The organism is Methylobacterium sp. UNC300MFChir4.1 (genome assembly GCF_900110155.1).
Taxonomy (GTDB): domain Bacteria; phylum Pseudomonadota; class Alphaproteobacteria; order Rhizobiales; family Beijerinckiaceae; genus Methylobacterium.
The window spans coordinates 62660-84364 of the sequence record NZ_FOCS01000013.1 but is presented as its reverse complement, the minus strand read 5'-3'; the positions used below and the strand labels follow the sequence as shown (position 1 = coordinate 84364).

Sequence of the window (21705 nt, the reverse complement as noted above, 5' to 3'; positions counted from 1 at the left end):
GAGTTAAGTCAGCGTCCGAAAAATGCAAGCCGCGCCATACAATTATCTGTGATGAGACCGAAGTCTAACTCTGCATCACGCGGCGAGGCTTACAGGGTATGGTTGCATTGGCGGCACTTAAGGGACACTTCTGAGACGCTTTATCGGTGTCCGCCCGGCGAATTCTAGTCGCTTCCTCGAAGCGGGTTTTCGCAACCGGCAGAGACCTTTACCCCCGGGTCAGGGGCCGGCTCTAGACGGTCGTATACGATTGCCGCCCGGTCGTGCGGGCACAATGCGCAATCTTCGTACAGTTGTGCGAGCGCGGGGCGAGGCCCTGCGTCATTTTCGCAACCCGCGCGGCCTCAGGCGAAAGTCTTGCGCGGATCGAAGGCGTCCCGCACGGCCTCGCCGGCGAAGACGAGCAGGCTCAACATCACGGCGATGACCAGGAAACCGGTCAATCCGAGCCACGGCGCGGTCAGATTGTCCTTGCCCTGCGCGAGAAGCTCTCCGAGGGACGGCGAGCCCGGCGGCAGGCCGAAGCCGAGGAAGTCGAGCGAGGTCAGGGTGGTGATCGAGCCGTTCAGGATGAACGGCAGGAAGGTCAGCGTCGCCACCATGGCGTTCGGCAGCAGGTGGACCGTCATGATCCGGATATTCGACAGCCCCAGCGCCCGGGCCGCCCGGACATACTCGAAGTTCCGCGCCCGCAGGAACTCGGCACGCACCACGCTCACCAGCGCGACCCAGGAGAACAGCAGCATGATCCCGAGCAGGACGAAGAAGCCCGGGGCGATGAAGGCCGAGATGATGATGATCAGGTAGAGGGTCGGGATGCCGCCCCAGACCTCGATGAAGCGCTGGAAGGCGAGATCGACCCAGCCGCCGAAATAGCCCTGCACGGCCCCCGCGATGACCCCGATCACCGACGAGACCGCGGCCAGGATCAGACCGAACAGGACCGAGATGCGGAAGCCGTAGATCACCCGCGCCAGCACGTCCCGCGTGGTGTTGTCGGTGCCGAGCCAGTGCTGGGGAATGTCCGCGCAGGTCGAGCCGCCGAGCTTCTCGGCGACGGGCTTGCACTGCGCGTCCGTGAGCATCCAGGTCGGCGGCGACGGCGACGGCGTCGGCAGGTCCTCGTTGATCGTGTCGTACGCGTACGGGATCGGCGGCCACAGTGCCCAGCCGTTCGCCGCGATCTCCCGGCGGATCTCGGGGGAGCGGTAGTCGGTCGTGGCGAGGAAGCCGCCGAACTTCTCCTCCGGATAGTCGACCAGGACCGGGACCAGCCACTCGCCCTTGTAGGACATCACGATCGGGCGGTCGTTGGCGATGAACTCCGCGAACAGGCTGAGCACGAACAGGACCGTGAAGATCACGAACGACCCGTAGCCGAGCCGATTGCGGCGGAAATTGTCGAGGCGGCGCCGGTTGAGCGGCGACAGCCGGGCGCGCCGGCCGGCGGCCCCGGGCAGGACCGGCGGCGGCGCGCCCTCGTCCGGCCGCAGGACCAGCGGCTGGGCACCGGGCATCGGCGCGGGCACGACCTCGCTGTCGCCGGGACGCGTGACCTCGTTCATCCGTGCTGCCTCCCGGGCCGCGTCGCGCGCGCGCCGGCCGCCCCGATATCCGGGCGGCCCCGCGACCGGTCGGCCGCGGGACGGAGGCCGGTAACGCTCAGCCGTCGAGCCGGGTCGCGGTGCCGTCGATCTCGGTGGGACGCAGGTTGCCGCTGCGCTCCAGCCAGCGGCGCAGCAGACGGACGTTGCGGCGATTGGCCTTGAAGGCGGCGTCGAACAGGTCGCCCGCCACCGGCACGGCGCCGATCAGCCCGTCGAAGGCCACGTTCAGGCCCATCCGGGCCACCAGCCAGCGCGGCGCCCCGAGGCGCTTCGCCTCGTAGACGATGAAGGACGAGATCACCATGCCGGCCAGGTCGCCGATCACCGGCACGAGGCCGATCAGCGCGTCGAACCCGACCCGCCGATTGATGCCCGGGATGACGAAGGCGGTGTCCATCAGGTGGGCCAGCGTCTCCAGCCGGGCGAGGCTCGCCTCCCGGCCGAGATCCGCCGACAGGTAGGGGGGCCGGGTGCCGGCGCGGGTCTCGCCTCCGGGGAAGGTCTCGGCACGGGCGAAACGCCCGGCCTGGGCAGCCTGGGTGAAGTCCATGGTCGGGATCCGTCGGGAAGCCATCGTCCCCAACGATGTGGCCCCCCGCCGGGATCCCCGCAAGGACGGTGCCCGCTCGGCGGGCGCGGTCCGCCGTGATGCCCGCCGTGATGCCCGTCCTGCTGCCCGTCATGCCGTCCCTCGAGCCGACCCTCATGCCCCGGCCCCCGGGAGCCCGCGCATGCGGTCGAGCGCCGCATCCAGGGTCGCGTCGTCCTTGGCGAAGCAGAGCCGGACGAGGCCGCGCACGGAGGCGTCCGGGTAGAAGGCGCTCACGGGGATCGCCGCGACGCCGTGACGGGTGACCAGGGCCTCGCAGAAGGCCACGTCGTTGGCGTGGCCGCGGGCGGCGATGTCGATGTTGAGGAACCACGTGGCCCGGGCCGGCAGCACGGTGAAGCCGAGGCCGCGCAGGCCGTCCGCGAGCCGGTCGCGGGACCGGGCGTAGCCGGCCCGCATCGCCTCGAACCACGGGGCCGGCTTGCCCAGCCCGTAGGCCACCGCCTCCTGGAGGTTCGGGGGCGTCGTGAAGGTCAGGAACTGGTGCGCCTTGGCGAGCCCGCGCATCAGCCGGGCATCGGCCATCACGAAGCCGACCTTCCAGCCGGTGAGGGAGAAGATCTTGCCGGCCGAGCCGATCTTGACGGTCCGCTCCCGCATCCCGGGCAGCGCCATCAGCGGCCGGTGGCGCGCGCCGTCGAACACCACGTGCTCCCAGACCTCGTCGCAGAGGGCGGTCACGTCGAAGCGCTGGCAGTAGCGGGCGAGCAGGTCGAGGTCCTCGGGCGCGAACAGGGTGGCGCTCGGGTTGAGGGGGTTGTTCAGCACCACGACCCGGGTCCGCGCCCCGAAAGCCTCCGCGAGCGCGGCCTCGTCGAGGCGGAAGTCCGGGGGCCGGAGCGCCACGACCCGCGGCACGCCGCCCGCCCGCCGGACCAGGGGCAGGTAGGCGTCGTACATGGGCGCGAACAGCACGACCTCGTCGCCGGGCTCGATCAGCGCCAGGAGCGCGCCGGCCAGGGCCTCGGTCGCCCCGGAGGTGACCATCACCTCGGTCTCCGGGTCGAGGACGAGGCCCTGGTGCTGCGCGTAATGGGCGGCGACCGCCTCGCGCAGGGCCGGCAGGCCCATCATCGGCGGGTACTGGTTCCAGCCGTCTAGGAGCGCCCGCGCGCCCCGCTCGCGGACATCCGCCGGCCCGGCGTCGTCCGGGAATCCCTGGCCGAGATTGATCGCACCGTGGACCCGCGCGAGACGCGACATGGTCTCGAACACGGTCGTGGGCAGCGCGTCGAAGACGGGGTTGATGACGGCGGACCTCATGCGGCGCGGCCCACGGTACGGCACGCGGCGCCGGGCATCGAGAGAGTCGGCATGGCGGGTCTCGGCATCGCCGGCCTGTAACATGGCCGTCGCGCGTTGCGGAATGTGCGCGGTCGCACAGACCCGGTCTCCGACGCGCCGGGGCCTGCTGACGAATGTTGACATTCATCACCCGTCTCTTAGGTTCGGATCACGGCCGGAGCGGCGCACACGCCGACGGAGCTTCGCCCCCTCGCTCCGTCAGCGGGGCGCCGCTCCGGTCCCCAGAAGGGCCATCGACTTGCGGGTCGGTGGCCCTTTCGGCATGTCCGGACGCGGCCGCACCCGCTCACGCCCCGCTCGCTGGGTCGGCCACCGGATACGACGATGCGGCCCTCCTCACGCGCGTTCCTCGGCTGCCTCGTGCTGGCGCTGCTGGTCGGCGGCCTCGGACTCGGCCTGCGCCGCGCCGTGGCCGTTACCCCGGTCGATCCCGCGTTCCGGGCGGTGCTGCGCGCTTATGCGGTACCGGACGCGTCCAGCGGGCCCCAGCAACACGAGTGAAACGTCGCCGCCCTAGTGACGGCGCATTGGCCGGGCACCGGTGGAGGGCGCCGCGAGGTGCGCGAGCGGCGCGGCCGCGGGTGTCCATGACGCCGCGGTAAGGAGCCGTTCGGGGCCCGGACAGCTTTATGGGCTTACGCTCCCGTACACGGGATCGGAGCCGTCGGGTCCCGCGGGACCGGGCGGCTTCAGGACGGGCTTCCGGGACGCGGCGTTCCGGGGGCGGCATGGGGGCTTGGACAGCGAGGGATAGGGTGCCGCCGGTCGCGCAGACGACCGTCCTGTGCTCTAGTCAGGCATGAACGAGAGTTCACCGATCCGGACCGACACGGCCCGCGCCTACCAGCCCGGCGAGGCGCCCGCGCGCGAGGTCCGGACGCGGCGCTTCCGCCCGATCCGCTGGCTCGTGTTCCTGGTGCTGCTCGCCGGCGCCGGGGCGATCGGCCACCGCTGGTACGAGGCCCGCACCGGCAAGGGCGCCGAGCCGGCGACGGCGCATCACACCGGCGGCCACGGCGGCCGGCGCGGCGGGGCCGACATGCCGCAGGCGGTGGGCATCGCCAGCGCCACGACCGGCGACATGCCGGTGGTGCTGCAGGGCCTCGGCACCGTGACGCCGCTCGCCACCGTGACGGTGAAGTCGCAGATCAGCGGCTACCTCACGCAGGTGCAGTTCCGGGAGGGCCAGACCGTGAAGGCGGGCGACGAGCTCGCCCGGATCGATTCCCGCCCCTACGAGGCGCTGCTCGCGCAGTACCAGGGCCAGCTCGCCCGCGACCAGGCGCTGCTCCAGAACTCGAAGCTCGACCTGCAGCGCTACCAGACGCTGAACCGGCAGGACTCGATCTCGAAGCAGAACGTCGACACGCAGGCCGCCCTGGTGAAGCAGAACGAGGGCACGGTCGCGGCCGACCAGGCGCTCGTCGATCAGCAGAAGCTCAACATCGCCTACACGCACATCGTCTCGCCGGTGGACGGCCGCGTCGGCCTGCGCCAGGTCGACCAGGGCAACTACATCTCGGCCGCCTCCACGGCGATCGTGGTGGTGACCCAGCTCCACCCGATCTCGGTGGTGTTCACCCTGCCGGAGGACGACGTGTCGCGGGTGATGCGGCAGGTGCGGGCGGGCGCGAAGCTCACCGTGCGGGCCTACGACCGCGGCGACGCCCACGAGATCGCCACCGGCCGCCTCGACACGGTCGACAACCAGATCGACACGACCACCGGCACGGTGAAGCTGCGCGCGCTGTTCGACAATTCCGACGAGGAGCTGTTCCCGAACCAGTTCGTCAACGCCAAGCTGACCGTCGACACGGTGCGGGGCGCGACGCTGGTGCCGAATTCCAGCCTGCTCCAGGGCACGCCCGGCACCTACGTCTACCTGATGGACGGGGACAGCAAGGTCACGGTCCGGCCGATCAAGACCGGCGAGACTGACGGGACCCACACGGTGGTGGTCTCCGGGCTGAACCCGGGTGACCGCGTCGTCACGGACGGCACCGACCGGCTGAAGGACGGCGCGCCGGTGCGCATCACCGAGGGCGCGCCGGCGGCCGCCGGCGACGGCAAGGCCGCGGCGGCGAAGCCGGACGGCAAGGCTGACGGCAAGGGGGATGTGAAGCCCGCCGCGCCGGCCGACGCGGCGACGGATTCCCAAGGGACAGCGGAGGGCGGTCGTCGGCACCGGCGCCGTCAGGCGCAGTGAGGACGGCTCTGGCGCGACACTCCCTCTCCCCCCTCCGCGGGGGAAGGGATAACGGGAACGCGTCATGAACCCGTCTCGCCTGTTCATCCTGCGACCGGTGGCCACGACGCTGCTGATGCTGGCGATCCTGATCGTCGGCGGCGTGTCGTACCTGAACCTGCCCGTCTCGGCGCTGCCGGCGGTCGATTACCCGACGATCCAGGTCCAGACCTTCTATCCCGGCGCCAGCCCCGAGGTGATGACCTCCTCGGTGACGGCGCCGCTGGAGCGGCAGTTCGGCCAGCTCGCCAACCTCAACCAGATGACCTCGCAATCCTCGGCGGGCGCCTCGGTCATCACCCTGCAGTTCAGCCTGGACCTGCCGCTGGACATCGCCGAGCAGCAGGTCCAGGCGGCGATCAACGCCGCCGGCAACCTCCTGCCCTCCGACCTGCCGGCGCCGCCGATCTACGCGAAGGTCAACCCGGCCGACGCGCCGGTCCTGACGCTGGCGCTCACCTCCAAGACCCTGCCGCTTACCCAGGTGCGCGACCTCGCCGAGTCGCGCCTCGCGCAGAAGATCAGCCAGGTGGCGGGCGTCGGCCTCGTGAGCATCTCGGGCGGCCAGCGCCCGGCCGTGCGGGTGCGGTTCAACGCGCGGGCGCTCGCCGCCTACGGGCTCAACATCGACGACCTGCGCACCACCATCACCAACCTCAACGTCAACACGCCGAAGGGCACGATCGACGGGCCGAAGCAGTCCTACGCGATCAACGCCAACGACCAGATCCGCGACCCGAAGGCCTACGACGCGGCGATCATCGCCTACCGCAACGGCGCCCCGGTGATGCTCTCGGAGGTGGCCGACGTGGTCGAGGGGCCGGAGAACACCAAGCTCGGCGCCTGGGCGGACGCGACGCCGGCGGTCATCCTGAACATCCAGCGCCAGCCCGGCGCCAACGTCATCGCGACCGTCGACAAGATCAAGTCGCTGCTGCCGCAGCTCCAGGCGAGCCTGCCGGCCGCCGTCGCGGTGGCGCCGCTCACCGACCGGACCACCACGATCCGCGCCTCCGTGGAGGACGTGCAGTTCGAGCTCGGCCTCGCCATCGCGCTCGTGGTGCTGGTGATCTTCCTGTTCCTGCGCAGCCTGTCGGCGACCCTGATCCCGAGCCTGTCGGTGCCGCTGTCGCTGGTCGGCGCCCTGTCGGTCATGGACCTCTACGGCTTCTCCCTCGACAACCTGTCGCTGATGGCGCTCACCATCGCCACCGGCTTCGTGGTCGACGACGCCATCGTGGTGATCGAGAACATCGCCCGGCACGTGGAGGCCGGGGACTCGCCCCTGGAGGCGGCGCTCAAGGGCTCCCGCGAGATCGGCTTCACCATCATCTCGCTGACCGTCTCGCTGATCGCCGTGCTGATCCCGCTCCTGTTCATGGGCGACGTGGTCGGGCGGCTGTTCCACGAATTCGCCATCACGCTGGCGGCCACGATCATCATCTCGGCGGTGGTCTCGCTGACGCTGGTGCCGATGCTGTGCGCGCGGCTCCTGAAGCACGTCCCGGAAGCCGGCCACCGCCGCCGGGAGGGCGTCCTCTCGCGCCTGGGCCGGCGCGCCATCGACGGCACGATCGAGTCCTACGGCCGCTCCCTGCGGGTCGTCCTCAACCACCAGGGCCTGACGCTGCTGGTGGCGCTCGGCACGCTCGGGCTCACGATCTACCTGTTCGCGGTGATCCCGAAGGGCTTCTTCCCCGTGCAGGACACGGGCGTCATCCAGGGCATCACCCAGGCCGACCAGTCGGTCTCCTACGCCGCCATGGCCGAGCGCCAGCAGCGGATGGCCGAGATCGTCCTCAAGGACCCGGACGTGGCGAGCCTGTCGTCGTTCATCGGGGTCGACGGCCAGAATGTCACGCTCAATTCCGGCCGGATGCTGATCAACCTGAAGCCCCGGGACGCGCGCACCGCGACGGCCAGCGCGATCATCCGGCGGATCTCGGCGGCGGCGGCCAACCAGCCCGGCATGCGGCTCTACATGCAGCCGGTCCAGGACCTGACCATCGACACCGCGGTCTCAGCGACCCAGTACCAAGTGATCCTGGAGAGCCCGAACATCGACGATTTCGAGACCTGGGTGCCGCGCTTCACCGAGGCGCTGGCGAAGTCGCCCGTGGTCACCGACGTGGCGAGCGACCACCAGGGCCAGGGGCTCGCCGCCTACGTGACCATCGACCGGCCGACCGCCGGCCGCTACGGCATCACCCCGGCGACGATCGACAACGCCCTCTACGACGCCTTCGGCCAGCGGATCATCTCGACGATCTTCACCCAGTCCAACCAGTACCGGGTGATCCTGGAGGCCGACCCGAAGCTGCACACGACGCTCCGCAGCCTCGACGCGATCTACCTGCCCTCCTCCACGGCGACCAACGGGCAGGTGCCGCTCTCGGCGGTCGCGCGGATCAGCGAGCGGCGGGCGCCGCTGCTGATCTCTCATCTCGGCCAGTTCCCGGCCACCACCGTGTCGTTCAACCTCGCCCCCGGCGCGGCGCTGGGGCAGGCGGTCGAGGCGATCGACAAGGTCAAGGCCGAGATCGGCCTGCCGCCCTCGTTCCGGGTGGTGCCGCAGGGCTCGGTCTTCGCCTTCCAGTCGGCGCTCAGCAACGAGCTGTTCCTGGTCCTGGCGGCGATCGTGACCGTCTACATCGTGCTGGGCGTGCTCTACGAGAGCTTCATCCACCCGATCACGATCCTCTCGACCCTGCCGTCGGCGGGGATCGGGGCGCTGCTCGGCCTGATGCTGTTCGGCCTGTCGCTCGACATCATCGCGGTGATCGGCATCGTGCTGCTGATCGGCATCGTGAAGAAGAACGCCATCATGATGATCGACTTCGCGCTCCAGGCGGAGCGCGAGGACGGGCTCGAGCCCCGCGAGGCGATCTTCCAGGCCTGCCTGCTGCGCTTCCGGCCGATTCTGATGACGACGCTGGCGGCGCTCTTCGCGGCGGTGCCGCTGATCCTCGGCACCGGCGTCGGCTCCGAGCTGCGCCAGCCGCTCGGCATCTGCATCGCGGGCGGCCTGATCGTCAGCCAGGTGCTGACGCTGTTCACCACGCCGGTGATCTACCTGGCCTTCGACCGGCTGGAGCGGCGGATCTCGGGGCGGCGGGGGCCGGATCTCGCGCCCGGCGAGGCGCTGCCGTGAACATCTCCGAGCCGTTCATCCGGCGGCCGGTGGCGACCACGCTGCTCACGATCGGCGTGCTGCTCGCCGGGCTGTTCGCCTTCCTGAAGCTGCCGGTGGCGCCGCTGCCGCAGATCGACTTCCCGGTCATCCTCGTCCAGGCGCAGATGGCCGGCGCCTCGCCCGACACCATGGCGACCACCGTGGCGGCGCCCCTGGAGCGGCGGCTCGGCGCCATCGCGGACGTCAACGAGATGACGTCCACGAACTCCCTCGGCTCGACCCGAATCGTGCTGCTGTTCGGCCTCAACCGCGACATCGACGGCGCGGCCCGCGACGTCCAGGCCGCCATCAACGCGGCGCGCGCCGACCTGCCCGCCTCGCTCCGGCAGAACCCGACCTACCGGAAGTTCAACCCCGCCGACACGCCGATCATCATCCTCGGCATGACCTCGGAGACGCTGACCCGCGGCCAGGTCTACGATTCCGCCGCCACCGTGGTGCAGCAGAAGCTGTCGCAGCTGCCAGGCGTCGGCAACGTCGATATCGGCGGCTCGTCCCTGCCGGCGGTGCGGGTCGAGCTCGATCCCACGGCCCTGTTCAACTACGGCATCGGCCTCGAGGGCATCCGGGCCGCGCTCGCCTCCGCGAACGCGAACTCGCCCAAGGGCGAGATCGACGCGGGCGACCGCCGCTACCAGCTCTACGCCAACGACCAGGGCCGCAAGGCCGCCGATTACCGCGACATCATCGTGGCCTACCGCAACGGCGCCGCGGTGAAGCTCACCGATGTCGGGCAGGTGCTCGACGGGGTCGAGGACAAGCGCAACCTCGGCATCGTCAACGGCAAGCCGGGCGTGCTGCTGTTCGTCTACAAGCAGCCCGGCGCCAACGTGGTCGAGACCATCAACGCCGTGAAGGAGGCGCTGCCGCAGATCACCGCCTCCCTGCCCGGCGGCATCGACATCAAGCTCACCGGCGATCGCAGCGCCACGATCCGCGCCTCCCTCGCGGCCACCGAGGAGACGCTGCTGGTGGCGGTCGGCCTCGTCATCCTGGTGGTGTACGGCTTCCTGCGCTCCTGGCGGGCCACGCTGATCCCGGCGGTCGCCGTGCCGATCTCGATCGTCGGCACTTTCTCGGCGATGTACCTGCTCGGCTACTCGCTCAACATCCTGTCGCTGACCGCGCTGATCATCGGCACCGGCTTCGTGGTCGACGACGCCATCGTGGTGCTGGAGAACGTCCAGCGGCACATCGAGGAGGGCAAGCCCCGGCTCCAGGCGGCGCTGATCGGCGCGCGGGAGGTCGGGTTCACGGTGATCTCGATGAGCCTGTCACTCATCGCGGTGTTCCTGCCGATCCTGCTGATGGGCGGCCTCGTCGGCCGCATCTTCCAGGAATTTTCGGTGACGCTGTCGCTGTCGATCCTGATTTCCTTGGTGCTCTCGCTCACGACCACGCCGATGATGTGTGCCCGGCTGCTCCGGGCCGAGGGGCATGGCCCCAATGGCGAACCGCCGGCCGGCCGCCGGCCGAACCTGCTGATCCGGATTTTGGAGGGCGGCTTCGCCCGGCTGCTCGGGGCCTACGCGCGGACGCTGGAGGTGGCGCTCGCCCATCCGCGCCTCGTCCTGCTGAGCCTGCTCGCCACGGTCGGGCTCAACGTCTACCTCTACATCATCGTCCCGAAGGGGTTCTTCCCCGAGCAGGATACCGGGCAGATGATGGGCGGCATCCAGGCCGACCAGCGCATCTCGTTCCAATTGATGGAGAAGAAGCTCACGCAGGCGACCGCGATCGTCGGGGCGGATCCGGCGGTCGAGAGCGTCGTCGGCTTCACGGGCGGCCGCGGCACCAACTCGGCCAACGTCTTCGTCGGCCTGAAGCCGCTCAACGAGCGGGCGCCGATCTCGGCCGTGATGGCGCGGCTGCGGCCGAAGCTCGCGCAGGTCGCGGGCGCGCGCCTCTACGTCTTCCCCCGCCAGGACCTGCAGATGGGCGGCCGCCAGAGCTTCGCCCAGTACCAGTACACTCTCCAGGGGGACACCGCCGAGGAGCTGTTCGCCGCCGCCCCGAAGCTGGTGGCGGCCCTGCAGAAGGACCCGACCTTCGCGGACGTGACCTCGGACCAGCAGGAGGGCGGGCTGGAGAGCCGGGTCGTGATCGACCGCGCGACCGCGTTCCGCTACGGCATCACGCCGAACAAGATCGACAACACCCTCTACGACGCCTTCGGCCAGCGCCAGGTCTCGACGATCTACAACCCGCTGAACCAGTACCACGTCGTGATGGAGATCGCGCCGCGCTACCTCGAGACGCCGGAGACGCTCAAGCAGATCTACGTCTCGACCTCGGGCGGCAACGCGCCGGGCTCGGCCACCACCAACGCGGTCGCCGGCACGGTGGCGGCGGGTGGGACCGTCAACACCAACGCGGCGACCGGCACCAGCAGCCCGGGCAGCGGGTCGTCGGCGAGCGCCGCGACCGGCGTCGCCACGGGCTCCGGCGCCGTCGGCGGCTCGGGTACCGCGGGCGCCGTCGCGGCGGCGGCCGCCGCCGCCTCCGCCAGCACGGCCGACACCGCCTCGAACGCCGCCGCCATCGCGTCCGACTCGGCCCGCAACGCCTCCGCCAACGCCATCGCGGCGAGCAAGGGCGGCGCCTCGTCGAGCGCGCCGGTCTCGGCCGCCAAGGAGACGATGGTGCCGCTCTCGGCCTTCGCGCGGATCGAGCCCGGCAGCGCCCCCGTGCAGGTGAGCCACCAGGGCCTGTTCGTGGCGACCACGATCTCGTTCAACCTCGCCCCGGGCAAGAGCCTGTCGGACGCCACCGACGCCATCGACCGGGCCATGGCCTCCCTGCAGCTGCCCGCCACGATCCACGGCGAGTATGCCGGCGCGGCCAAGAACTACGTCGCCTCCGCGTCGCGGCAGCCGCTGCTGATCCTGGCGGCGATCCTGGCGGTCTACGCGGTGCTGGGGATCCTCTACGAGAGCTTCGTGCACCCGCTGACGATCCTCTCGACCCTGCCCTCGGCCGGCGTCGGCGCGGTGCTGGCCCTGCTGGTGACGGGCACCGACTTCACCATCATCGCGCTGATCGCGGTGTTCCTGCTCATCGGCATCGTGAAGAAGAACGCGATCATGATGATCGACGTGGCGATCGACGCGGAGCGAACCCGGGCCGCGAATCCCGTGGACGCGATCCGCGAGGCCTGTCTCCTGCGCTTCCGGCCGATCATGATGACGACGCTGGCCGCCATGCTCGGCGCCGTGCCGCTGATCCTGGCCAACGGCGAGGGCGCGGAGCTGCGCCGCCCGCTGGGCATCGCCATCGTCGGCGGGCTGATTGTGAGCCAGATCCTGACCCTCTACACCACCCCCGTCGTCTACCTCACCCTCGATCGCCTCCGGCACAGGGTGCTCAACCGGCGCAGGCGCGGCGGGCGGAGCGGAGAAGCGGCGCTGCCGGCCGGAGAGTGATGGTTAAGGTTTCACGTGAAACAGCGGCGGCCGCGATCGCGCGCGGGGGTTCCTCCAACCCACCTCCTCATCCTGAGGTGCCGCGCAGCAGCCTCGAAGGAGGGCTCCAGCCAGGCGCGCGATTCCTGGAGGGCTCCTTCGAGGCCTCCGCTACGCTCCGGCACCTCAGGATGCGGTTCAGGGTGGGCGGTGCGCTCTTTACCCATCAACGGCTCCGCACCCTCGCATCCCTCCTCCTCGCCGCCCCGCTCCTCGCCGGTTGCGTGGTCGGCCCGGACTACACCCGGCCCTCCGTGGAAACGCCGCTGGCCTACAAGCAGGGCGGTGTCCGGGAGGACAGCCCGGCCTACGTGGCGGCGCGGAAGAAGGGCTGGCGCGAGGCCCGGCCGAGCGACGCGGTCGAGCGCGGCGACTGGTGGCGGGTGTTCAAGGACCCGACCCTCGACCGGCTGATCCGCCTCGTCGACGTCGACAACCAGTCCCTCCGGCAGGCGGTGGCGAATTACCGGCAGGCGCGGGCGCTCGTCGCCTCCGCGCAGGCGGCCCTGTACCCGACGGTGATCGGCGCGCCGAGCATCACCCGGACCGGCAGCGGCACCACCACGCGCACCAACGTGGCGCTGCTGGGCCAGGCGAGCTGGGAGCTCGACCTGTTCGGCGGCACGCGCCGCACCATCGAGAGCGAGGCGGCCCTGGCGCAGTCCGACGCCGCCACGATCGCGCTGACCCGCCTGAGCATCCAGGCGGAGATCGCGGCCGACTACCTGACGGTGCGCTACGCCGATTCCCTCCAGAAGGTGCTCGACGAGAACGTCGAGAACTTCAAGAGGACCCTGGCGATCACCGAGAACCAGTACGCCGCCGGGGTCGCGGCGCGCTCCGACGTGATCACCGCGCAGACCCAGGTCCAGACCATCCAGGCCCAGGCCATCGCGGTGCGCCTGACCCGGGTGCAGTTCGTCAACGCCATCGCCACCCTGATCGGGCGCCCGCCCTCCGAGGTGTCGATCCCGGTATCCGGCATCGGGCGCAGCCCGCCGGGCGTGCCGGTGGGCATCCCCGGCGACCTGCTGGAGCGGCGGCCCGACGTGGCCCAGGCCGAGCGCCTCGTCCAGGCGCAGAGCGAGCGCATCGGCGTGGCGGTGGCGGCCTTCTTCCCGACCGTGACGATCTCGGCCCAGGGCGGCATCTCGGGGGCGACCCGCAACGGCCTGCTCTCGGCGGCCAACCAGGTCTGGTCGGTGGCGGCCTCCGGCAGCGAGGTGCTGTTCGACGGCGGCGCCCGCACCGCGGCGCTGCGCTCGGCCGAGGCCGGCTACGACGCGGCGGTGGCCAATTACCGGCAGGTGGTGCTGGCCGCCTTCGCGGAGGTCGAGAACCAGATGGCGGCTTTGCGCATCCTCGGCCAGCAGCAGGGGGCGCAGGACACCGCCGTGGACCTGTCGCGCAAGGCCGTGGAGATCACCCTCAACGAGTACCGGGCCGGCACCCAGAACTTCACCACGGTGGTGACCGCGCAGAACCTGCTCGTGAACAACGAGGTCAACGCCCTTCAGGTGCGACTGAACCGCTTCACCACGGCGGTCACGCTGATCCGGGCGCTCGGCGGCGGCTGGGACGTGCGCGCCCTGCCGAGCGATTCCGAGCTGAAGGGCCCGAGCCTGCCGATCGACCGGGGCGGCCAGGCGGTCCGCCCCGACGAGTAGCGGCCGCCGGGCCGAGCGCCCGCGCGGGACCTTCAGGCCGCCGCCGCGTGCCCCCCGCAGGGCTGGACCTCGACGGTGACGTGGCTCAGGCCCTTCACACCGGCGAGGCGCGCCTTGTAGTGGGCGGGCGGCTGCGGATCGTCGCTGACGAGGGCGATCACGGCGGCCCGGTGGCCCGGCCCGACCCGCCAGAGATGCAGGTCGCTGACCCGGTCGCCACCGATCTCCAGGCGCTCCCGGATCTCCCGGGTGGCCGCCGACGAGGGCCGCGCGTCGAGGAGCACGAGGGCGGCCGTCCGCAGCAGGCTCCACGACCACGCCAGGATCACCGCGGTGCCGACGAGGCCCATGGCCGGGTCGAGCCAGGCGAGGCCGAGATAGCGCCCGCCGAGCAGCGCCGCGATGGCCAGGACCGACGTCAGCGTGTCGGCCAGGACGTGGACGTAGGCGGCCCGGAAGTTCGTGTCGTGGCCGCCGTGGCCGCCATGCGCGTGGCCCGCGTGCGCGTGACCTCCGTGCGCGTGGCCTCCGTGATGGTGAGCGTGGTCGTCGTGGCCGTGGTCGTCGTGGTCGTCGTGCAGCAGCCAGACGCTCGCGAGGTTCACGGCGAGCCCCAGCACGGCGATCGGGATCGCCTGACCGAAGCCGATCGCCACCGGATGCAGCAGCCGGTCGAGGCTCTCGGCGCCGATCAGCAGGGCGATCAGGCCGAGCAGCAGCGCGCTGGCGAAGGCCGCGAGGTCGCCGAACTTGCCGGTGCCGAAGCTGAAGCGGGGGTCGTCCGCGTGGCGCCGGGCGAAGTGGTAGGCGAGCGCCGCGACGCCCAGGGCCGCCGCGTGGGTCGACATGTGCCAGCCGTCGGCGACCAGCGCCATCGAGCCGAGCCACGTGCCGCCGGCGATCTCCGCCACCATCGTGACGGCCGTGAGCGCGACCACCGCCCAGGTCCGGCGGGCGTGCCGATCGTGCCGGTCACCCAGGAAGACGTGGCTGTGGGCCCAGGGCTCGAGGGAATGGGTATGCATGCGGGGTTCCTTGATCCTAGCCTCGGCGCAGCATAGCCCAGCGGGTACCGGAACGGGCCTCGCCGCGGCGGGTTGTCAGGCCGGTTTGGTGCAGTGCAGCCACACGGGAGTCAGGGATGGCCGAGCCGACGACAGCCCTCAAGGACACGGCAGCCTGCGGCACGCAGCCGGCACCGCCCTGCACGCTGGTGATCTTCGGGGCCGGCGGCGACCTCACCAAGCGCCTGCTGATGCCCTCGCTCTACAACCTCGCCGGCGCCGGCCTGCTGTCCGAGGGCTTCTCGATCCTCGGCATCGATCACAATGACGGGACGGACGAATCGCTCCGCGAGAATCTCACCCAGACCCTGGAGGCGTTCAGCAAGGACCCGACCTCGGAGTTCCACGCCGACCACATCGACCCGAAGAGCTGGGGCTTCATCCGGGACCGGCTCCACTACCTCAAGGGCGATTTCGAGAAGCCCGAGACCTACGCGGCCGTGAAGCAGCGGGTCACCGGCAGCGCGGTGTTCTACTGCGCGGTGGCGGCGCGCTTCTTCGGGACGATCGTGGACGGGCTCGGCCAGGCCGGCCTGCTCAAGCAGGAGGGCGACACCTTCCGGCGCGTGGTCATCGAGAAGCCGTTCGGCTCCGATCTCGCCTCGGCCCGGGAGCTGAACGCCCGCATCCTCCGCCAGGGCGACGAGAGCCAGTTCTACCGGATCGACCACTTCCTGGGTAAGGAGACCGTGCAGTCGATCATGGCGTTCCGCTTCGCCAACGGCCTGCTGGAGCCGGTCTGGCGGCGGGAATACATCGACAGCATCCAGATCACGGCGGCCGAGACCGTGGGCGTCGAGGAGCGGGGCGGCTTCTACGAGCCGACCGGGGCGCTGCGCGACATGGTGCCGAACCACATGTTCCAGCTGCTCTGCATGGTCGCCATGGAGCCGCCGAACTCCTTCGACGCGGAGGCCGTGCGCACCGAGAAGGCCAAGCTCGCCGAGGCCGTGAAACCGATCCCGCCCGAGGACGCGGTGCGCGGCCAGTACACGGCCGGCACCTCGGAGGGGCGCGACGTGCCCGCCTACCGGGACGAGCCGCACGTGGCGAAGGACTCGGTCACCGAGACCTACATCGCGTTGAAGCTCAACATCGAGAACTGGCGCTGGGCCGGGGTGCCGTTCTACGTCCGCACCGGCAAGCGCATGACCGGGCGACGCACCGAGATCGCCGTGCTGTTCAAGCCGGCGCCGTTCAAGATGTTCGAGGACACGCCCACGGCCGACCTCGCGCCCACCGTGATGCGGATCCAGATCGATCCCGATCACGGGGTGAGCACCGAGTTCAACGTCAAGGTGCCGGGGCCGCAGATGAAGATCGGCCGGGTGCGCTCCGGCTTCCGCTACAAGGACTTCTTCGCCGACCGGCCGAATGTCGGCTACGAGACGCTGCTCTACGATTGCATGACCGGCGACGCGACGCTGTTCCAGCGCGCCGACAACATCGAGGCCGGCTGGGCCGCGGTCGATCCCCTGCTCAAGGGCTGGCCGCAGGCGGAGGTGAACTTCTACCCCGCGGGCAGCGCCGGCCCGACGGAGGCCGACGCGCTGCTCGCCCGCGACGGCCGCCACTGGCTGGGTCTGGACGGCGAGACCGACTGAGCGGCCCGACGATTCGTTCGAACGCGAGGGTCGGCGGTTTCGCGCCTCCCCTTCCCGAAGCGGTGCGGCCGCCTGCCGCCCCCTGCGCCCCAGCCGTCAGTGCGCGTGCAGAGAAGCGATCCAGGGTAGCGCCACGGCGACGAGCGTCGCGCTACCTTGGGTCACGTCGCTGCGCTCCCGGTGACGGGGTTCGGCCCTGTCAAACCGGTCGTGGCGGATGGATCGACCCGGTTGTCCAGCGGGTCGCCGGCTCATCCGCGTCTCAGCCCGCCCGGCCGTAATCGCGGGCGTCCCGCGCCTGGCGGTGAAAGGTGAGCCGGCGATCGAATTCCCGCGGGTCCTTCGGCTTCACCAGGGCGCCCGGGGGCACGTTCAGCCAGTCGACCAGCCGGGTGAGCATGAAGCGGAGCGCGGCGCCCCGGCACAGGATCGGCAGGGCCGCGACCTCGGCGGCCTCCAGGGGCCGCACGGCCTCGTAGCCGGCGATCAGCGCGGCGGCCATGTCGCGGTGGAAGGTGCCGTCGGGGTCGAAGCACCACGCGTTCAGGCAGACCGCGAGGTCGTACGCGAAGGCGTCCGTGCAGGCGAAGTAGAAGTCGATCAGGCCCGACAGCGCGTCGCCGATGAAGAAGACGTTGTCGGTGAACAGGTCCGCGTGGATCACGCCGCCCGGCAGGTCCCGGGGCCAGTGCGCCTCCAGGACGGCGAGGTCCGACCGGGTGCGCGCCGCGAGGCCGGGCTCGACCGAATCGGCCTGGGCCTCGGCCTGCGCGAAGAGCGGGCGCCACGCGGACACCGAGAGATTGTTGTCCCGCACCATCGGGAAGTCCCGGCCGGCGGCGTGCAGCTCCGCGAGGGCCCGGCCGAGTTCCCGGCAATGCTCGACGCCCGGCGCCTTGACCGAGACCCCCTCCAGGAAGCTCACGATGGCGGCGGGCCGGCCGCAGAGCTGGCCGAGGGCCTGGCCAGCCCGGTCGCGCACGGGCTGCGGGCAGGCGAGGCCGCGGGCCGAGAGGTGCTCCATCAGCCCGATGAAGAACGGCAGGTCCTGTTCCCGGACGCGCTTCTCGTAGAGCGTCAGGATGTAGGCGCCCTCGGTCGTGTGCAGGAAGAAGTTCGAGTTCTCGACGCCCTCCGCGATGCCCTTGAAGGAGAGCAGGCTGCCGATCGCGTAGGCGGACAGGAACTCGGCGAGCGCCGCGTCGGATACCTCGGTGTAGACGGCCACGTGTCTGCGCTCTGATGTCGGAAGTTCGATACGGCAAGGGGCGCCGAAGCGCCCCCGCATAAAGCCTGCCGCGCGCCCCGAGCCCGGGGCGTCGGCGCTGTCGGACCGGACCGCCTACTCGGCGGCCTCGCTGCGCAGCTCCCGCGGCAGCGGGAAGACCATGTCCTCGATCACGGTCGAGACCGTGTCGACCATCACGTCGTAGCGGGCCGCGAAGGCGTCGATGATCTCCTCGACCAGGACCTCGGGGGCCGAGGCGCCGGCCGTGAGGCCGAGCTTGCGGATGCCCTCGAAGGCCGGCCAGTCGATCTCCTCGGCGCGGAGCACGAGGCGGGTGATCGGGCAGCCGACGCGCTCGGCGACCTCGCGCAGGCGCTGCGAGTTCGACGAGTTCGACGAGCCGACCACGATCAGGGCATCGACCAGCGGCGCCACCTGCTTCACCGCCTCCTGGCGGTTGGTGGTGGCGTAGCAGATGTCGTCCTTGTGCGGCCCGGTGATGTTCGGGAACTTCTTCTTCAGGGCGTCGACGATGTGCCGGGTGTCGTCGACCGACAGGGTCGTCTGGGTGACCCAGGCGAGGTTGTCGGGATTGTCCGGGGTCAGGGCCGCGATCTGCTCGAGATCCTCCACCAGGGTGATCGAGCCCTTGGGCAGCTGGCCCATCGTGCCCACCACCTCGGGATGGCCGGAATGGCCGACCAGCAGGACGTGGCGGCCGCGCTTGTGGTGGATCTCGGCCTCGCGGTGGACCTTGGTCACCAGCGGGCAGGTGGCGTCGATCGTCGTCAGCCCGCGCGAATCAGCGTTGGCCGGGACGGTCTTGGCCACGCCGTGGGCGGAGAAGATCACCGGGGCGCCGCCGTCCGGCACCTCGTCGAGCTCGCGGACGAAAACGGCGCCCTTCCGCTTCAGGCTCTCCACGACGTACTTGTTGTGCACGATCTCGTGGCGGACGTAGACGGGCGGCCCGTAGATGGCGAGCGCCCGCTCCACGACGTCGATGGCCCGCACCACGCCGGCGCAGAAGCCGCGCGGGGCGCAGAGCAGGATCTCCAGCGGCGGCTTGCCGGCGGTGCCCGGGACGGGCTCGGGGGTCGCGATATCGGCGGTCATGCGGGGGATGTGGCGAGGGCGGGGCTGTCCTGTCAACAGGACTGGCCCAGGAACCGGGCGGGAAGAGGGAAGCGGAACCGCTCCGTGGCCCCTCTGTAGCACGATTGCCGCGGGAATGGGACCCGCGCCGGCTCCCTCAGAGCCGCCGGATCCCCGTCACGGCGCCGAAGCTGTGCGCCGCGATGCGGCCGACCGCCCCGGCGAGCGGCTCCGCGGCGACCGCCATGTGGTGGCCGTTGGCGTGGATCAGCGTCTCGGGATCGACCATCAGCCCGACATGGCCGCGCCAGAAGACGAAGTCGCCCCGGCGCAGGCCCGCGACCTCCGGGCGCGCGGGGTCGAACGTCAGCGCCTGCCCGAGGGCCCGCTCCTGCATGTCGGCGTCGCGCGGGCAGGGCAGCCCCGCCGCGTCGAGGCAGAGCTGCACGAGGCCGGAGCAGTCGAGCCCGAGGCTGGTGCGGCCGCCCCAGAGATAGGGGGTCCCGGCGAGCCGCGCGGCCGTCGCGGCGTAGTCCGGCTCGCGCGCGTCGACGGGCGCGCAGTGGCGGGCGAACACGTAGCCGCCCGGCGTCTCCAGGTAGGCGCCCGCCTCCCCCGTCGCGGCGAGGCGTGCGCCGAGGCTGAGATGGCCGAGGACCGGCCGCTTCAGGTCCGGCTCGGGATACAGGAAGGTGCGCAGGGCGGTGACGCGGTGCGTCGGCTCCGGATCGGCCGGACCGAGGCTTTCGGCCGGCAGGTAGCCGACGTAGCCGTCGCGGGCGAGCTGCACGAAGGCGAAGCCGTCCGCCGTGTCGTAGAGATCGACCGCGTCGCCGAGCAGCGCCTCGGTGTCGAGCCCCGCATCGGCGGCGGGTGCGCGGCGCAGCGGCGCCGACGGCGATGTCACCCGCCGCGGCGTGCCGGCAACGTAGCGCGCCGCCGCGACGCGGTCCCGCAGGCGGAGATCGGCGACGTGCGGCCGGGCCGGGGTCAGCCGGGGATCGAGGCTCTCGGTCATCCGCGGACCCTACCATGCTGAGTTGAAGCGCGGGTAAGCGCGGGCCCGCCGGACCGCGCCACTATGACGCACGGAGGCGCGTCTCCGGACCGGAGCAGCCGGCACTGGCCCGCGGGGTCGCCCGAAAGTCCGGCAGATCGGGCACCGGGTGCCCGAAGCGGTCCGGGGCTGCCCAAGCGCGCGGCAGCTGGCATCACATCCGGGTCACCTGCGCATCATCCGCGCGTCACCTCCGCGTCACCCGCCGGCGAGACATGTGCGGGAGGCGCCCATCACACGTTTTTGATGCACTGCACAACCTGCCCGGAAGGCGCTATGTCTGGTGCATGAAGACCGCGAGTCGCCCCGTGAAGAAGACGCAGAAGAGCTTCGCCGACCTGCCACCGATCCGCGTCCGCCGCGAGCCGCCCACCGTGAGCGAGGCGGTCGCCGCCGCGCAGGACCTCGCGGACGACGTGGAGCAGCAGGTCGAGATCGCCGCCGGCCTGATGGGCCTGCCGGCCGACGAGGTCCGCCCCCACGTCCTGGCGGCCAAGAAGGCCAAGCCGGAGCGCATGCCCGAGCGGATCCTGACCCAGGCGAGCCCGAGCCGGGCCCCGCGCACCGTGGTGGTGGAGCGCCGCACGCGCCCGACCGTGGTGATCGAGCGCCGCAGCCGGCCCCTCGACCCCCGTCGCTGACGCCCCGGCTCACCGCCGGAGGGCGGCCCTCGGGATCGCCGCCCCGCCCGCGCGCCGCGCTCAGTCGGCGGTCTGCACCGACCACGTGGCGTGGCGGATGCCGGGCATGCGGGCCAGCTCGTTGGTCACGGCGTCGAGTTCCTCCGCCTTGACGGCGCTGGCCGTGAGCGTCGCCACCACGTCGACCGCGCTCTCGCCGCGCTCCTCGATCTCGACGCTGCCGACCGGGTAGTTCGCCGCCTCCAGGCGCTCCACCAGCATGTCCTGGGCCGGCCCGGCCTCGCCGGGCGCCGTGGTGACCTGGACCTCGTAGGTCGCCTCTGTGGCGGATTCGCGGATCGGCGCGCGGTTGATGGCGTTCACCAGCGGCCGGAGCGCGGTGTTGCAGGCGAGCACCGTCACCATCACGAACACCGCCTCCAGGGGCAGGTCGGCGCCGCAGAAGGCCCCGACCGCGGCCGAGCACCACAGGGTCGCGGCCGTGTTGAGGCCGCGGACGTTCATCCCCTCCTTCATGATCACGCCGGCGCCGAGGAAGCCGATGCCGGAGATCACGTAGGCCACGGTCCGGACGCCCCCGTCCGGACCGGTCAGGCGCATGCCGAGATCCACGAAGGCGCTCGCCCCGACCGCGACCAGCACCGCCGTGCGCAGGCCCGCGGTGCGCTGCCGGTACTGCCGCTCGGCCCCGATGATCGTGCCCAGCACGAAGGCCACGAGCAGGCCGATCGCGGATTTCAGTTCTTCGGGGAGGGCGGCGTAGCTGGTCATCCGGCGTCTCATGGGAGCGGAGAGGTGACGGAACCGTGACACCATGGCCCGGCCGGGACCGGAAAGCGTGTCCGAAGCGGGATTGACGGCCGCACCGGGCAGCGGGCACACCGGCAAGAGCCTGAGGATCCCTTAAGAATCCGGGACCCGGCCGAGG

At 71.2% G+C, this 21705-nt stretch carries 15 protein-coding genes; 7 read left to right on the top strand and 8 right to left on the bottom strand.

The features are described 5' to 3' along the window. Positions 1-344: 344 nt before the first annotated feature. The 3 genes from BMY19_RS18160 to BMY19_RS18150 form a co-directional block, all read right to left on the bottom strand. A complete protein-coding gene (locus BMY19_RS18160; RefSeq protein ID WP_100252500.1) occupies positions 345-1565 on the bottom strand; it encodes an ABC transporter permease in 1221 nt (406 codons plus the stop codon). Positions 1566-1662: 97 nt separating this feature from the next. Beyond that, complete coding sequence (locus BMY19_RS18155; protein WP_020094022.1) at positions 1663-2157, bottom strand: DUF4112 domain-containing protein; 495 nt, start codon at positions 2155-2157, stop codon at positions 1663-1665. A 153-nt stretch (positions 2158-2310) separates the two neighbouring features. Beyond that, on the bottom strand, positions 2311-3480 hold the full coding sequence (locus BMY19_RS18150) for an aminotransferase (protein ID WP_170862991.1): 1170 nt from the start codon (positions 3478-3480) through the stop codon (positions 2311-2313). Between the two features lie 366 nt (positions 3481-3846). Here BMY19_RS18150 and BMY19_RS30935 point away from each other — a divergent pair, with 366 nt between their 5' ends. The 5 genes from BMY19_RS30935 (at position 3847) to BMY19_RS18125 (ending at position 14088) form a co-directional block, all read left to right on the top strand. Further along, on the top strand, positions 3847-4023 hold the full coding sequence (locus tag BMY19_RS30935; protein ID WP_170862990.1) for a hypothetical protein: 177 nt from the start codon (positions 3847-3849) through the stop codon (positions 4021-4023). Positions 4024-4321: 298 nt separating this feature from the next. Next, the gene (locus BMY19_RS18145) at positions 4322-5728 is read left to right on the top strand and encodes an MdtA/MuxA family multidrug efflux RND transporter periplasmic adaptor subunit (protein WP_100252499.1); all 1407 of its coding nucleotides are present in this window, start codon (positions 4322-4324) and stop codon (positions 5726-5728) included. Between the two features lie 64 nt (positions 5729-5792). After that, a complete protein-coding gene (locus BMY19_RS18140; RefSeq protein ID WP_100252498.1) occupies positions 5793-8918 on the top strand; it encodes an MdtB/MuxB family multidrug efflux RND transporter permease subunit in 3126 nt (1041 codons plus the stop codon). Further along, positions 8915-12382, top strand: a complete 3468-nt coding sequence (locus BMY19_RS18135; RefSeq protein ID WP_100252497.1) for an efflux RND transporter permease subunit — start codon at positions 8915-8917, stop codon at positions 12380-12382. Before BMY19_RS18140 ends, BMY19_RS18135 begins: the two co-directional genes overlap by 4 nt. 170 nt (positions 12383-12552) lie before the next feature. After that, positions 12553-14088 (top strand): efflux transporter outer membrane subunit, encoded by a 1536-nt coding sequence (locus BMY19_RS18125; RefSeq protein ID WP_100252496.1) that lies wholly within the window; start codon positions 12553-12555, stop codon positions 14086-14088. Positions 14089-14120: 32 nt separating this feature from the next. On the opposite strand, the gene dmeF is transcribed toward BMY19_RS18125, so the two are convergent. Beyond that, complete coding sequence (dmeF, locus tag BMY19_RS18120) at positions 14121-15113, bottom strand: CDF family Co(II)/Ni(II) efflux transporter DmeF (protein ID WP_100252495.1); 993 nt, start codon at positions 15111-15113, stop codon at positions 14121-14123. A gap of 116 nt (positions 15114-15229) precedes the next feature. On the opposite strand from dmeF, the gene zwf reads away from it, so the two are divergent. Beyond that, positions 15230-16756, top strand: a complete 1527-nt coding sequence (zwf, locus tag BMY19_RS18115; protein WP_091680963.1) for a glucose-6-phosphate dehydrogenase — start codon at positions 15230-15232, stop codon at positions 16754-16756. 262 nt (positions 16757-17018) lie between these two features. Here zwf and BMY19_RS18110 read toward each other — a convergent pair whose 3' ends face one another. The 3 genes from BMY19_RS18110 to BMY19_RS18100 form a co-directional block, all read right to left on the bottom strand. After that, positions 17019-17984 (bottom strand): homoserine kinase, encoded by a 966-nt coding sequence (locus BMY19_RS18110; protein ID WP_020094031.1) that lies wholly within the window; start codon positions 17982-17984, stop codon positions 17019-17021. Between the two features lie 114 nt (positions 17985-18098). Then, a complete protein-coding gene (gene ispH / locus BMY19_RS18105; RefSeq protein WP_091926965.1) occupies positions 18099-19100 on the bottom strand; it encodes a 4-hydroxy-3-methylbut-2-enyl diphosphate reductase in 1002 nt (333 codons plus the stop codon). A gap of 136 nt (positions 19101-19236) precedes the next feature. Then, positions 19237-20097 carry a C40 family peptidase gene (locus BMY19_RS18100; protein ID WP_100252494.1) on the bottom strand — a complete coding sequence of 287 codons (861 nt, stop codon included), beginning with the start codon at positions 20095-20097 and terminating at the stop codon, positions 19237-19239. Positions 20098-20444: 347 nt separating this feature from the next. Between BMY19_RS18100 and BMY19_RS18095 the strand changes: the two genes are divergently transcribed. Continuing rightward, a complete protein-coding gene (locus BMY19_RS18095) occupies positions 20445-20777 on the top strand; it encodes a hypothetical protein (protein WP_244526967.1) in 333 nt (110 codons plus the stop codon). 60 nt (positions 20778-20837) lie between these two features. Here the strand turns inward: BMY19_RS18095 and BMY19_RS18090 are convergent, their stop codons facing one another. Then, positions 20838-21548 (bottom strand): MgtC/SapB family protein, encoded by a 711-nt coding sequence (locus BMY19_RS18090; RefSeq protein WP_020094035.1) that lies wholly within the window; start codon positions 21546-21548, stop codon positions 20838-20840. Between the last annotated feature and the right edge of the window lie 157 nt (positions 21549-21705).

Excerpts from the sequence above, each read along its gene's own strand:
- BMY19_RS18160 (WP_100252500.1), bottom strand. The coding sequence starts at position 1,565 with ATGAACGAGGTCACGCGTCCCGGCGACAGCGAGGTCGTGCCCGCGCCG.
- BMY19_RS18155 (WP_020094022.1), bottom strand. The coding sequence starts at position 2,157 with ATGGACTTCACCCAGGCTGCCCAGGCCGGGCGTTTCGCCCGTGCCGAG.
- BMY19_RS18150 (WP_170862991.1), bottom strand. The coding sequence starts at position 3,480 with ATGAGGTCCGCCGTCATCAACCCCGTCTTCGACGCGCTGCCCACGACC.
- BMY19_RS30935 (WP_170862990.1), top strand. The coding sequence starts at position 3,847 with ATGCGGCCCTCCTCACGCGCGTTCCTCGGCTGCCTCGTGCTGGCGCTG.
- BMY19_RS18145 (WP_100252499.1), top strand. The coding sequence starts at position 4,322 with ATGAACGAGAGTTCACCGATCCGGACCGACACGGCCCGCGCCTACCAG.
- BMY19_RS18140 (WP_100252498.1), top strand. The coding sequence starts at position 5,793 with ATGAACCCGTCTCGCCTGTTCATCCTGCGACCGGTGGCCACGACGCTG.
- BMY19_RS18125 (WP_100252496.1), top strand. The coding sequence starts at position 12,553 with ATGCGGTTCAGGGTGGGCGGTGCGCTCTTTACCCATCAACGGCTCCGC.
- dmeF (WP_100252495.1), bottom strand. The coding sequence starts at position 15,113 with ATGCATACCCATTCCCTCGAGCCCTGGGCCCACAGCCACGTCTTCCTG.
- zwf (WP_091680963.1), top strand. The coding sequence starts at position 15,230 with ATGGCCGAGCCGACGACAGCCCTCAAGGACACGGCAGCCTGCGGCACG.
- ispH (WP_091926965.1), bottom strand. The coding sequence starts at position 19,100 with ATGACCGCCGATATCGCGACCCCCGAGCCCGTCCCGGGCACCGCCGGC.
- BMY19_RS18100 (WP_100252494.1), bottom strand. The coding sequence starts at position 20,097 with ATGACCGAGAGCCTCGATCCCCGGCTGACCCCGGCCCGGCCGCACGTC.
- BMY19_RS18090 (WP_020094035.1), bottom strand. The coding sequence starts at position 21,548 with ATGACCAGCTACGCCGCCCTCCCCGAAGAACTGAAATCCGCGATCGGC.